Raw genomic sequence first — 12,182 nt, forward strand, 5'->3', positions numbered from 1 at the left:
AGTCAATGCCCGTGAGCCCTTAAATTAGAGATCAAGAGGGCGCATCAGCGGGTTATTGCCAATAACTCCTGCGCATTGATTGTGGAGGAGTGACAGACAATGAACAACCACTGTGGCTGGATCGCCCTGGCGGGCGAATCTGCGGTGCGACCGCGGCTTGTAGGCAAACAGAATGTCGATTGGCTGATCATCGGCGGTGGCATCACCGGCTTGTCGGCTGCGCACACACTGGCCAGCCGCTTTCCTTCTCAGCGCATTGCATTGCTTGACCGCCAGCGTGTGGCGCAAGGCGCTTCTGCGCGCAACTCGGGCTTCGTGGTCAGCCACGAGCTTCCGGGCGCCGGTGAATTGCTCGGCACCCCAGGGTTTTCGGGCTATCAGCTCGCCTCCCGCATTGGTGTTGCTGCGGGCCTTGAGGTTCGCCAGCGCATCGCTGAACTGGATATCGACTGCGAACTGAGCGATGACGGCTACCACTTTGCCGTGCATGAGCCCGCTCACCTTGATGCCGTTGAACAGACGCTGGAAACGCTGAAGGCCGTTGGCGCGCAGGCGCGCTTTTTTCAGGCAGGCGACCTTGAACGGCGTCTGGGTACAGCCTTCTACAGCCGAGCCATTCACTGCGGCGGTGGCAATGGGCTGTTGCAGCCGGCGCGCTATGTCAAAGGCTTGGCCGACAGCTTGCCAGCGCAGGTGGATGTCTATGAAAACAGTGCGGTGACCGATTTGCAGCGGGCGCCGGGCAAGGGCTGGGCAGTCCGGACTGACGCTGGCGAGGTGCACGCAAAACGGGTGCTGATCTGCGTTGGCGCCTTCCTGCCAAGGGTAGGGGTGCAGCGTAGCGGTACGTTCCCGTTGGAACTCAGTGCCAGCATCACCCGGCCGCTGACCGATGGCCGCTGGCAACACCTGTTCGACGAACAGGGCTGGGGCGTGCTGTCGACGTTGCCAGGCGGTTGCACGCTGCGCCTGCTACCGGGGCGGCGCCTGTTGATCCGCAACACGGTCGAGTACCGCCAGCGCGATATTGACGCCCAAGGCCTTGCGGTACGCCAACGCGAGCACCTGCTGGGGTTGCAAAAACGCTTCCCGGGCATCACCGCGCAGGACCTTGAGTACACCTGGACCGGTCATCTGAGCGGAACCCGTTCGGGCGAGCCGTTCTTCACCAGGCTCGACGACGGCCTGCACACGGTCGCTGGTTGTAATGGTTCAGGTGTCGCTCGCGGCACCTTGTGGGGACGTTTGCTGGTCGAGATGGCGACCGGCGCCGATTCGTCCTTGCTCAGTGATGTGCTCAGTCAGGCCAGGCCGGGTTACCTGCCACCCAAGCCGTTTTTTGATGTGGGCGCCAAGGCCCGCATGGCCTGGGAAGTCTGGCGCGCCCGCAACGAACGTTGAAATTTTCGGCGAACACGCCGCAACAAAAACAAGAGAGGCACCCCATGTTCAAGCGCACCTGCATGACCCTGTTGTCGATGACATTGCTGACCGCTACGGCCCATGCCGCCGACGCCATCAACATTGCCAACTGGAGCGGCTACATCGCCGATGACACCCTGAGCGAGTTCACCCGTCGCAGCGGCATCAAGACCACTTACGACCTGATCGACAGCAACGAAACCACCGAAGCCAAGTTGATGACCGGCAACAGTGGCTATGACCTGGCCAGCCCGTCCAACCATTTTTTGCCGCGACTGATCAAGGCCGGTGCGATTCAGGAGCTGGATCGTAGCAAGTTGCCCAACTGGAGCAACCTTGATCCCAAGTTGATGAAAATCCTTGAAGCCAGCGATCCGGGCAACCGCTACGCGATTCCCTACATGTGGGTGACAACCGGCATCGGTTACAACGCTGATAAGGTCAAGGCCATCTTCGGAAGCACCGAGGTGACCCAGTCCTGGGACATGCTGTTCAAGCCGGAGAACATCAAGAAACTCAGTCAATGCGGCGTGGCGTTTCTCGACAACCCGACCCAGATCATCTCCATCACCCTCAAGACCTTGGGCCTGGACCCGCACAGCCAGGACCCGGCCGACCTGAAGAAGGCCGAAGCGGCATTGCTGACAATCCGTCCCTACATCAGCTACTTCCACCAGTCGAAATACGTCAGCGATCTGGCCAACGGCAACATATGTGTCGCCATCGGCTTCAGCGGCGATGTACAACAGGCCATGACCAGCGCGCAGCAGGCGGGCAACGGGGTGAACATCGGCTACAGCATCCCGCGCGAAGGCTCCACCGTAGCGGTCGACATGGTGGTGATTCCCAAAGGCGCGCCGCACCTGGAAAATGCCTATGCCTATCTCGATTACCTGCTTGAGCCGCAGGTGATCGCCAACATCAGCAACGCGGTGAAGTACCCCAACGGCAACGCTGCGGCACTGGAATTCATCACCCCGGAGCTGCGCGACAACCCGGCGATCTATCCACCGGCAGCTGTGCTCGACACATTGTTCCCGATCAAGACCTTGTCACCGGCAGGCATGCGCTTGAGCACCCGCTTGTGGACGCGTGTGTTGAGCGGGACGTAAGTTGGCGATACGTAAGGTGCGCGTGAAAAGCAGCGCAAGGAAGCGTTGAGGCAAAGCTTTGAGGGGAAGCTGACAGGCAGCAGGTAGAAGCGCTTAGCTTGCGTACCTTGGAAGAACTGGAGCGGGTGAAGGGAATCGAACCCTCGTTATCAGCTTGGGAAGCTGGAGTAATGCCATTATACGACACCCGCTTGCAGGGCTGACGTTGTACCAGAAGCGCTCTGCGATTTGAAGCCTTGACGTACAAAAAAGCCTGGGGCGGTGGCCGGTAGCGCAAGGTCATGCATCTTCCTTCTGCCCTTTCGGGCCGCTGATGCAGGAGGCTGCGCTACCGCCAACCAGGGTGCTCAGATCGCCAGTGCATGATGCTCCTGGACGTACGCGTTGCGTACGCGGGACTCCCGGGCGGCGGGTTTGAGGAAGCCCAGCAGGGCGTCACGTGTAGCGTTGCAAGCCGCCTTGTGTTCCATGTCGAGGAAATGCCCCGTCGCACGGATTTCGCTGAAGTGACTGTTGCGCACGTGATGGCTGAACTGCCGGGCATCATCGATGGTGGTGTATTCGTCCCACTCGCCATTCATGAACAGCACCGGAATGTCGATGACCCGGGCCGAACGCAGGGCATTGTCGAGGTCGTGGTCGAGCACCTGGTTGATGTGGAAGTGCATCTGCGCGTACTCGTGGTTATCGAGGCTGCTGACGTGCCGGTAGTTGAAGCGCTTGAACAGCGACGGCAGGTGCTTGCCGATGGTGTCGTTGACCAGGTTTCCGACCTGATAGCGGTCGCAGGTGCTGAGGAACTGGCAGCCGCGTTCGAGGTAGTCGCGCATCGGCTCGTTGATCACCGGCGAGAATGAACTGATCACCGCCTTTTCCACGCGCCGTGGCTTGTGCGCCAGGGCCAGCAATGTGCAGGCGCCACCCCAGGAAAACGACATCACATGGTCAGCGGCAAAGTGGTCGATCAGTTCCAGCAGGATCTGCCCTTCGGCTTCCTTGGTCAGCAAGTGCTCGTTGCGATTGTGCGGCTTGGATTTGCCGGCATAGGGCTGATCGTAAAGCACCACGTTGAATTGCGGGTGCAGGTTACGCACAGTCTGGGCAAATGATGCCGTCGTGGCCAGTGAACCATTGATCAGGATGATCGTCTTCTCAGCGGCGTCTGCGCGATAGAACTCCGTGTAAACCCGATACTGACCTTGTATATCAAGCACAGCAATTTCTGGCCTCATGTCGTCGACTCCTGGCGCAAGAAAGGGTGTTCGCACATGTAAGAATGTGCGTTCTTTATGACAGGTAGGCATACGCCTTGAAGAGAAGCTGAGGGCCCTTGTCGATCCTGGAGACTGCGGTCGACCGGTATTGTTCTAGGTGGGCAATCTGCCGGACTCCGGTGCTTCGAGGCACAGGTAGCCAGCAAAAAGGTGTCTTGGACTACGACTGTGACTGGTGAGTCACATGCAGACCGACGATTGGATTCAAGCAGGCAGGCGGGTAACCCGCAAGTGCCTTTGGGACGATTGAGGAAAATTTTCCGCCAGGCGGTCTTCGCCTCAGATTGCCAGGATTTCTTCGGGGTAAAGGGCGCGGTACTCGCCGGGGCGCAGGCCCGGGTCCAGCTGCAGCGGCCCCATTCGTTCGCGGTGCAGGCGCAGTACCTTGTTGTCGAAGTGGCCGAACATGCGTTTGACCTGGTGATAGCGGCCCTCGACGATGCTCAGGCGGGCCGAGTGCGGGCCGAGCAGGGTCAGCTCGGCGGGCAGGGTGGTGAGGTCTTCGAAGGCGAAGTAGAAGCCCTGGCGAAATTTTTCGATGTAGTGCGGCTCGATGACCTGTTCGGTTTCGACGTAGTAGATTTTCGCCAGTTTGGTTTGTGGCTGGGTCAGGCGCCGTGACCACTGGCCGTCATTGGTCAGCAGCATCAGGCCGGTGGTGTTGAAGTCCAGGCGCCCGGCAAGGTGCAACTCGTGTTTGTCGGTTTCATCAATCAGGTCGAGCACGGTGCGGTGCTCGGGGTCGTGGGTAGCGCTGACGCAGCCCTGGGGCTTGTGCAGCATCAGGTAGCGCGCAGGATGCCCGGCTTGCAGTAGTTGCTCGTCGACCTCGATGCGGCTGAACTCGCGCACCTCCAGGTGCGGGTCGCTGACGCACTGGCCGTCGACACGGACCCGTCGCTCGGCCAGCAGCAGGCGTACTTGCTGACGGTTAAAGCAGGGCAGGTTGCTGAGGAATCGATCGAGGCGCATACAGGTTCGGGGCAGGGCGTTGCAGTTTAACTGCCGGGCAGCGATTTTACCGCCTCAAGTTGCTCAAGTACCTGGGCGCAGGCGGGGCACAGGCATGCCTTGTTGCGCTGCTCGGCGGGCAGCGCCGCAATGACCTCGGGGGCAATGCTGACGCTGTAGCACCAGCAGGCCTTGGTTGCCGTGCGCGGGTCGGCAAGGCTGCAGCGGTTGCTGGCGCCGCAGGCAGGGCAGTGTTGAGGGTCATGCATAGTCGGACCTGAGCATTTCTACGCAAACGCGGTTGCGTCCGCTTTGTTTGGCACGGTAGAGCGCATGATCGGCACGGGCGATCAGGCTGTGCAGGGTATCTTCAGGCTGCAGGCAGCTCAAGCCGATGCTGGTGGTCAGGGTAATCGGGCGGTCGGCGAAGGTGAACTTCAGTTGTTCGGTACGCAGGCGGATTTTCTCGGCGACTTCTCGCGCTTGTGCACCGTCGGTGTCCTTGAGCAGCACGATGAACTCTTCGCCACCCCAGCGGCAGATGATGTCCGACAGGCGCAGGCAGTTTTCCAGGACCTGGGCGAACTGGCGCAAGACCTCGTCGCCGGCCAGGTGGCCATGGGTATCATTAAGCACCTTGAAGTGATCGAGGTCGATCAATAGCGCGACCAGCGGCTTGGGTTCGCGCTGGGCTTCGAGCAGCGCCTGGGCAGCCAGCAGGTCGAAGCCACGGCGGTTGGGCAGGCCGGTGAGGCTGTCGCGGGTGGCCAGGGTCTCGATATTGTCCTGGTGGCGCTTGACCATGGCATTGAGCAACGACAGCACCACCAGGCCGATCATGGCGCAGATCGCCAGGTTCAGGTAAAGCGACTGGCGGATCTTGTCCAGCGCCGCCCCTTCGCGTTTGTCGACGAACAGGTACCAGTTCAACTCCGGTACCAGGCGTACGTTGAGAAAATGGCTATGGCCGTCCGTGCCACGGTATTCATGGCTGCCGGTGACCGAGCCGGGCATCTGCTTGAGCACATCCTGCAGTCCACCCAGCTCGTGCAGCGACTGGCCGACGCGGATCGCGTCGGCTCCGCCATTGGAACCGGTCAGTACCACGTCGCCTTTCGGGTCTACGAAGAATACCTGGCGCTGGTAGCGTTTCTGGTAGTCATCGATCAGATGGACCACGGCTTCAACGGTCAGGCCGATGCCGGTGACGCCGATGAAATTGCCGTTGTAGTCGAATACCCGGTAGTTGATGAAGACGGTGAGCTTGTCCTGGTTGGCCATGTCCAGGTCGACGTTGATCTCGTAGGGGGCGGTCATGTCTCGCACCCGGTAATACCAGGTGTCGCGCGGCTCCTGCGGGTTGACCTGTTTGAGCACGCCTTTTTGCGCCTGGTAATAGTTGTTGCTGGCGCTGGAGACGAAAAAGGCGGTGTAGGCGCGGTACTGGCCCATGACCTCGTTGAGGTAACGGGAGATCTGCGCCGTGTCGCGCTCACCGCCCAGCACCCAGTCGCGCAGGAAGGTGTCGTGGGCCATCATCGAGGAAATCAGGATCGGCCGCACCAGGTCCTTCTGGATTTCCGAATAGACCGTGTCGGAGGTCAGCGGCAGTTCGGTGTTGATGATGCTGTCGCGAATCGCGCTGCGCGAGGCAAAGTAACTGATCAGGGACGTTGCGAGGAATCCGCAGCCCAACAACAGCAGCAAGGTCAGGATGAGTGAGCGCTGCGAAAACACCGCGGATCGAGGCAATTGGTCATTCCCTTGGTATAGGCCAATGCCGTTCATTCTAGTGGCTGAGCCGATAAATAACTGGACAAATATAATGGGTATTGGCGTTGTTTCAAATTATTGCAAGATCGGCACCGGCGGGGCATTTCGTGGTCTTAGTTAATGTCGACGGGCGCTTGTCTGTCGGCGCCGACCAGCGTCGCTGGGATGGGCAGTTCCGCGGTCCGGGAGGCCGCCATGTATCGCCGACTTTTGCTTGTTGCAGTGCTGGGTTTGCTGACAACCGCTTGTGTCCCTTACGGAGGTAACGGTTACTATCGCACCGAGGTCTACACCGCCGACCGCTATGGTTATCCAGGTTATTACCGGCCTGCCTACCCCTACAGCCGTGGCTATTATGTGGTGCCACCGCCTCGCTATTACGCGCCGCCGCCCAACCACTACCGACCGGCACCGCACTATTACCGTCCTTCTCCCCAGTACTACCGGTCATCACCGCAGTATTACCGCCCGGCCCCGGGCCACTATTACCAACCGCATCCCGGCCGGGGTAACGACCGTTACCGGGCGCAGCCCTCGGGGCAGAACCGCGACCGCAATGGCTGGCCGGACCGCAACTGGCACCGCTGATCGTCTCAGGCAAGGTCGGCCAGGGGATGGCGGCCTTCCCAGACTTTGGCAAAGTGCGCGTCGATCACCGCTTTCGGCACCTGGGCAATGTTCGCCCAGTGCCAGTGCGGCTTCTGATCCTTGTCGATCAGGCGCGCACGCACCCCTTCGCTGAACTCCGGATGCCGGCAACAGTTGAGGCTCATGGCGTATTCCATCTGGAACACCTGAGCCAATGACAGGTACCTGGCGCGCTGGATCTGTTCCCAGACCAGGTGGGCGGTCAGCGGGCTGCCTTCGAGCATGGTCTGGGCGGCCTTGGCCAGCAGCAGGTCGTCACTGTTGCGCAGCGCCGCGATCGCCCGCCAGGCGCAGACCGGATCCGCCACATCGAGCAAGCTATCGATCTGTATGCGCCGTGGCAGCCACTGGGCAGCAGGCCGGTCAGTAGCTGCCTGATGCTGATGGGCCTTGAGCAGGCTGTTGAGTTGCAGGGCGGTTTGCTCTTGCCAGTTCAGTTGCAGCAGGTCATCGAGTAGCGCTTCCTGCTGGTTCTCACCCAGCAGGCGATCGGCCAGCCCCAGGTCCAGCGCATCGCAGGCGTTGATCGGCGCACCGGTCATGCCGAGAAACAGCCCGAGCTTGCCGGGCAGGCGCGAAAGGAACCAACTGGCACCGACATCCGGGTACAGCCCGATGCTGATCTCCGGCATGGCGAGGCGGCTGCCCGGGGTGACAATGCGAATGGCCGAGCCTTGCATCAGCCCCATGCCACCGCCCAGTACATGGCCGTGTGCCCAGCAGATCAGCGGCTTGGGGTAGGTGTGCAGGCGGTAGTCGAGGCGGTATTCGCTGGCGAAGAACAGCGTCGCCAGGTGCGGCACTTCGCCAGGGTGGTCACGGCACGCCTGGGCCAGGCTGCGTACCTCGCCACCGGCGCAAAAGGCCTTGCTGCCATTGCCGCGTAGCAACACACAGACGATGTCGCTGTCTTCGGCCCAAGCCTTGAGCTGTTCATCGATGACCTCAATCATCGGCAGCGACAGCGCGTTGAGCGCCTGCGGGGCGTTCAGGGTAATGACGCCAATGCGGGCGCCATCGACACCCGTGAGTTCCTCATGCAGTACGGCAACCATGGGCGACCTCTTCACGTTTATCCGCACAAGTATGGTCGCTGCTGACGAATACGCCGGTCGCCGGTCGGATCGATTGACAAGTCCGGGCAGCTTTCCTAGTGTCGCGCCATTGTTTACGGATGACCCCATGACTGACGACGATCGCATCAAACTCGAAGCAAGCTGGAAAGAAGCGCTGCGCGCTGAGTTCGAGCAACCTTACATGCAGCAGCTGCGTGAATTCCTGCGCCAGGAACACGCCGCGGGCAAAGAGATCTACCCGCCGGGCCCGCTGATCTTCAATGCACTCAACTCCACGCCGCTGGATCAGGTCAAAGTGGTGATCCTCGGCCAGGACCCGTACCACGGTCCGGGTCAGGCCCATGGTTTGTGCTTTTCGGTACAACCGGGCATCCCGACGCCGCCGTCGCTGGTCAACATCTACAAGGAACTGCACCGCGACCTCAATATCGAGATTCCTGCGCACGGTTGCCTGCAGCACTGGGCGGACCAGGGCGTGTTGCTGCTCAACACCACCATGACCGTAGAGCGCGCCAATGCTGCCTCCCACGCCAAGAAGGGCTGGGAGTTCTTTACCGACCGCATCATCCAGCTGGTCAGCGAGCATCAGCCCAATACGGTGTTCCTGCTGTGGGGCGCACATGCGCAGAGCAAGCAGAAGCTGATCGACAGCACCAAGCACCTGGTGCTCAAGTCCGTGCACCCGTCGCCGTTGTCCGCCTACCGCGGATTTTTGGGTTGCGGGCATTTCAGCCGCACCAACAAGTTCCTCGAGCAGCATGGCCTGACGCCTGTGCAGTGGGCATTACCGCCGCTCTAGGAGACGGGGCTGCAGGGCAGCCCCATTGACGTCGCCCCTCAATTGCCGTTGTTGCTGTCTGACCCGGGTGTTGCGCGTTCGCTGATCCAGTGGCGGAACAGCGGTTCGGCGAGAAACAGCACAAACAGCAGACGCATCACCTGCAGAGCCGTCACCAGCGGTACCGACAGTTGCAGGGTTTCGGCGGTCAGGCTCATTTCGGCGATGCCGCCCGGCATCATGCCCAGGGTCAGGGAACGCAGGTCCAGTTGAGTCAGGTGGCTCAAGGTCCAGGCCGCGGCAGCGGCGATGAGCATGCTCAGGGCCGTGGCAATCAGAGTGCGGCCGAGGAACGACGGCGCCCGGCGAAAGAAGGCGCGGTTGAAATGACAGCCCAGGCCGCTGCCGATCAACCACTGGCCCACCTGGCTGGCGCCGTCGGGCAGGGCGATCTGCAGGTCGGCACCGACACTGGCAATGGCGGCGATCAGCAACGGGCCGAACAGCCAGGGGTTGGGTTGTTTCAAGCGCTGCCACAGCAAGGCCATGACCAGCCCCAGCGGACAGATCAGCGCCAGCCAGGCCCAGCTGACACTCCCGGCATGGGTGATCGGCACGCCATCGCCCAGCAGATACTTGAACAGCGCCGGCACACACAGCACCACGGCCAGTACCCGCAGGCTCTGCGCGGCGGCAACCTGGCTGAGGTTGGCACCATTGCGCGCACCGAGGTTGACCATCTCTCCCGATCCCCCCGGCATGCTGGAAAAGAATGCCGTGGCGCGGTCTTCGCCGGTGCGGCGCAATAACCAGATGCCGACCACGCTGGACACACTGGTGATCAACGCACCGCAGAAAATCAGGCCGAAATTGCTCGCCACCTGCTCGACCACCGCAGGGGTGAAGTGCAGGCCAATACCGATGCCGATAATCCACTGCCCGCACTTTCGCCCGCCGGGTATTTCGCTCAGTTGCCAGGGCGTCAGGCAGCGCACGAGGATGATCGCCAGCAACGAGCCGACCATCCACGGCAAAGGCCAGCCGACCTGGCTGGCGAGATACCCGCCTGCCAGACCGACCAGCCCCGTGGCCCAATACAACTTCAGCAACCGGTCAGACATCGGCCAGTGCGCGCCGCTGAACACTGCGTTTACGCCAGATCCGCAGCAACGGCAACAGCATCATGGCGATGGTCAGGCCCCACACGCTCAGGGTGATCGGGCTGGACCAGAGGATATCCAGGGCACCATTGGAGATCGATAGCGCACGGCGCAGGTTCTGTTCCATCAACCCGCCGAGAATGAACCCGAGAAGAATCGGTGACAGCGGGAAATCCAGCTTGCGCAGGATGTAGCCGAAGATGCCGATGCCAATCATCAGGAACAGGTCGAAGGTCGTCGCATGCACGGCATACACGCCGATCGCGGTAATGATCGCGATCACCGGCACCAGGGCCCAGTTCGGCACGGCCAGAATGCGGGTGAAGATACGGATCATCGGGATGTTGAGGATCACCAGCATGATGTTGGCGATGAACAGCGAGGCGATCAGGCCCCAGACAATGTCCGGTTGCTGTTCGAACAGCATCGGCCCCGGGGTGATGTTGTACAGGGTCAGTGCACCGATCATCACCGCAGTGGTACCCGAGCCCGGGACGCCGAGGGTCAGCATCGGCACCAGGGCGCCACAGCAGGAGGCACCGATGGCGGTTTCAGGCGCGGCCAGACCACGTTTGTCACCCTTGCCGAAGGTGCCCTTGGCGCCGGCGATGCGCTTCTCGGTCATGTAGGCCACGGCACTGGCCAGGGTTGCTCCGGCACCAGGCAGCACGCCCATGATGAAACCGAGCAGACCGCAGCGGATGTTCACCACGAAAACCGAGGCGGCCTCCTTGAAGTTGAACAGCATGCGGCCGGTGGCTTTTACCGCTTCGTGGCCGTGGTGGGTCTTTTCCAGCAGCAACAGAATCTCGCTGATGGAGAACAGGCCCAGCACCAGCACTACGAACTGGATGCCGTCGGCCAGGTGCACGCTGTCACCGGTAAAGCGGTACACACCACTGTTGGCGTCGATACCGACGCTGGACAGAAACAGACCGATCAAAGCGGCAATAAAGGTTTTCAGCGGCCGGTCGCCTGCCATGCCGCCCAGGCAGACGATGGCGAACACCATCAGCACGAAGTATTCCGCCGGCCCGAAGGCGATCGCCCATTTCGCCAGCAAAGGCGCGAACAACACCATGCCGCAGGTGGCGATGAAGGCACCGATGAACGAGCTCCAGGCCGACAGCGACAGCGCGACGCCAGCCAGGCCCTGGCGGGCCATGGGGTAGCCGTCGAGGGTGGTCATGACGGTGGACGCTTCGCCGGGGATGTTGAGCAGAATCGAACTGATCCGGCCACCGTACTCGCAGCCCAGGTACACCGCTGCCAGCAGGATCAGCGCCGACTCCGGTGGCAGGCCGAGGGCAAAGGCAATCGGAATCAGCAGGGCCACGCCGTTGATCGGGCCGAGGCCGGGTAGCAGGCCGACCACGGTACCGATCAGGGTGCCGGCCAGGGCCGTGACCAGGTTGTAAGGACTGAGGGCGACGCCGAAGCCCTGGCCCAGGTAGCTGAGGGTATCCATGTCAATTCTCCAGAACGTCGAGCAGGCCGAGGGGCAGGGGGACATCCATGACGCGGTCGAACAGCCAGTACAGGGCAATGCTCATCAACCCGATGATCATCACACTGGGCAGCCAGCGCCCGCCGTAGAGCCGTGCCATGGGCACGCCGATCAAGATGCTGCTGACAATGAACCCGAGGGTCTCGAAGGTGGCGGCGAATACCAGCAGCAAGCCGATGCACATGGCAATCTTGTTCAGGGTTTCGCGGTCCAGTTCCGGCTCGTCCTCTTTGTGCACGATGGGCGTAGGACGAAATGCCAGGTAAAGCAGGCCAAGGCCCATCAGGCCGAGCATCAGCAAGGGGTAGGCGCGAGGGCCAACCGGTTCGTAGGAAAATGCAGCCTGGTAAGGCCAGGCCATGACGGCCAGGGCGGCGCAGAGCGCCAGCAAAAACAGGGCAAAGACGCGTTGCAGGATCATCGCGCGTGTCCTCTGTGAGGTTCACAAACATTGGTCGCCGACCTTGTAGGCGCGAATTCA

At 61.4% G+C, this 12,182-nt stretch carries 12 protein-coding genes and 1 tRNA gene; 4 read left to right on the forward strand and 9 right to left on the reverse strand.

What is annotated here, in order from left to right; all coding sequences use genetic code 11:
- Positions 1-99 precede the first annotated feature (99 nt).
- Positions 100-1,401 (forward strand): NAD(P)/FAD-dependent oxidoreductase, encoded by a 1,302-nt coding sequence (locus DM813_RS14175; RefSeq protein ID WP_128324020.1) that lies wholly within the window; start codon positions 100-102, stop codon positions 1,399-1,401.
- A 62-nt stretch (positions 1,402-1,463) separates the two neighbouring features.
- The gene (locus DM813_RS14180) at positions 1,464-2,534 is read left to right on the forward strand and encodes a polyamine ABC transporter substrate-binding protein (RefSeq protein WP_431311971.1); all 1,071 of its coding nucleotides are present in this window, start codon (positions 1,464-1,466) and stop codon (positions 2,532-2,534) included.
- 117 nt (positions 2,535-2,651) lie between these two features.
- Here DM813_RS14180 and DM813_RS14185 read toward each other — a convergent pair.
- The 5 genes from DM813_RS14185 to DM813_RS14205 all read right to left on the reverse strand — a co-directional run bounded on the left by DM813_RS14185 (position 2,652) and on the right by DM813_RS14205 (position 6,511).
- Positions 2,652-2,725, reverse strand: a tRNA-Gly gene (locus DM813_RS14185).
- Between the two features lie 156 nt (positions 2,726-2,881).
- A complete protein-coding gene (locus DM813_RS14190; protein WP_128324022.1) occupies positions 2,882-3,766 on the reverse strand; it encodes an alpha/beta fold hydrolase in 885 nt (294 codons plus the stop codon).
- A 321-nt stretch (positions 3,767-4,087) separates the two neighbouring features.
- Entirely contained in the window at positions 4,088-4,780 is a 693-nt protein-coding gene (locus DM813_RS14195) for a pseudouridine synthase (protein WP_128324023.1), read from the reverse strand.
- 26 nt (positions 4,781-4,806) lie between these two features.
- On the reverse strand, positions 4,807-5,028 hold the full coding sequence (locus tag DM813_RS14200; protein WP_128324024.1) for a cysteine-rich CWC family protein: 222 nt from the start codon (positions 5,026-5,028) through the stop codon (positions 4,807-4,809).
- Positions 5,021-6,511 (reverse strand): sensor domain-containing diguanylate cyclase, encoded by a 1,491-nt coding sequence (locus DM813_RS14205; RefSeq protein WP_128324025.1) that lies wholly within the window; start codon positions 6,509-6,511, stop codon positions 5,021-5,023. The genes DM813_RS14200 and DM813_RS14205 overlap by 8 nt, the downstream gene beginning before the upstream one ends.
- Before the next feature lie 216 nt (positions 6,512-6,727).
- Between DM813_RS14205 and DM813_RS14210 the strand changes: the two genes are divergently transcribed.
- Positions 6,728-7,120, forward strand: a complete 393-nt coding sequence (locus DM813_RS14210) for a hypothetical protein (RefSeq protein ID WP_128324026.1) — start codon at positions 6,728-6,730, stop codon at positions 7,118-7,120.
- A 5-nt stretch (positions 7,121-7,125) separates the two neighbouring features.
- Here the strand turns inward: DM813_RS14210 and DM813_RS14215 are convergent, their stop codons facing one another.
- A complete protein-coding gene (locus DM813_RS14215; protein WP_128324027.1) occupies positions 7,126-8,235 on the reverse strand; it encodes an enoyl-CoA hydratase/isomerase family protein in 1,110 nt (369 codons plus the stop codon).
- Between the two features lie 127 nt (positions 8,236-8,362).
- Here DM813_RS14215 and ung point away from each other — a divergent pair, with 127 nt between their 5' ends.
- On the forward strand, positions 8,363-9,055 hold the full coding sequence (gene ung, locus DM813_RS14220; RefSeq protein WP_128324028.1) for a uracil-DNA glycosylase: 693 nt from the start codon (positions 8,363-8,365) through the stop codon (positions 9,053-9,055).
- Positions 9,056-9,093: 38 nt separating this feature from the next.
- On the opposite strand, the gene DM813_RS14225 is transcribed toward ung, so the two are convergent.
- The 3 genes from DM813_RS14225 to DM813_RS14235 are packed head-to-tail and all read right to left on the reverse strand — an operon-like array spanning position 9,094 to position 12,122.
- Positions 9,094-10,155 carry an AbrB family transcriptional regulator gene (locus DM813_RS14225; protein ID WP_128324029.1) on the reverse strand — a complete coding sequence of 354 codons (1,062 nt, stop codon included), beginning with the start codon at positions 10,153-10,155 and terminating at the stop codon, positions 9,094-9,096.
- On the reverse strand, positions 10,148-11,662 hold the full coding sequence (locus DM813_RS14230; protein WP_128324030.1) for a tripartite tricarboxylate transporter permease: 1,515 nt from the start codon (positions 11,660-11,662) through the stop codon (positions 10,148-10,150). The genes DM813_RS14225 and DM813_RS14230 overlap by 8 nt, the downstream gene beginning before the upstream one ends.
- Before the next feature lies 1 nt (position 11,663).
- Positions 11,664-12,122, reverse strand: coding sequence for a tripartite tricarboxylate transporter TctB family protein (locus DM813_RS14235; protein ID WP_128324031.1), 459 nt, complete (start codon positions 12,120-12,122; stop codon positions 11,664-11,666).
- Positions 12,123-12,182: the final 60 nt, after the last annotated feature.

The sequence above is a fragment of the Pseudomonas alkylphenolica genome, assembly GCF_004025535.1.
Taxonomy (GTDB): domain Bacteria; phylum Pseudomonadota; class Gammaproteobacteria; order Pseudomonadales; family Pseudomonadaceae; genus Aquipseudomonas; species Aquipseudomonas alkylphenolica_A.

Coding starts and splice junctions, on each gene's coding strand:
- DM813_RS14235 (WP_128324031.1), bottom strand. CDS start 12,122: ATGATCCTGCAACGCGTCTTTGCCCTGTTTTTGCTGGCGCTCTGCGCC.
- DM813_RS14175 (WP_128324020.1), top strand. CDS start 100: ATGAACAACCACTGTGGCTGGATCGCCCTGGCGGGCGAATCTGCGGTG.
- DM813_RS14190 (WP_128324022.1), bottom strand. CDS start 3,766: ATGAGGCCAGAAATTGCTGTGCTTGATATACAAGGTCAGTATCGGGTT.
- DM813_RS14215 (WP_128324027.1), bottom strand. CDS start 8,235: ATGGTTGCCGTACTGCATGAGGAACTCACGGGTGTCGATGGCGCCCGC.
- DM813_RS14225 (WP_128324029.1), bottom strand. CDS start 10,155: ATGTCTGACCGGTTGCTGAAGTTGTATTGGGCCACGGGGCTGGTCGGT.
- DM813_RS14200 (WP_128324024.1), bottom strand. CDS start 5,028: ATGCATGACCCTCAACACTGCCCTGCCTGCGGCGCCAGCAACCGCTGC.
- DM813_RS14195 (WP_128324023.1), bottom strand. CDS start 4,780: ATGCGCCTCGATCGATTCCTCAGCAACCTGCCCTGCTTTAACCGTCAG.
- DM813_RS14230 (WP_128324030.1), bottom strand. CDS start 11,662: ATGGATACCCTCAGCTACCTGGGCCAGGGCTTCGGCGTCGCCCTCAGT.
- DM813_RS14180 (WP_431311971.1), top strand. CDS start 1,464: ATGACCCTGTTGTCGATGACATTGCTGACCGCTACGGCCCATGCCGCC.
- DM813_RS14210 (WP_128324026.1), top strand. CDS start 6,728: ATGTATCGCCGACTTTTGCTTGTTGCAGTGCTGGGTTTGCTGACAACC.
- ung (WP_128324028.1), top strand. CDS start 8,363: ATGACTGACGACGATCGCATCAAACTCGAAGCAAGCTGGAAAGAAGCG.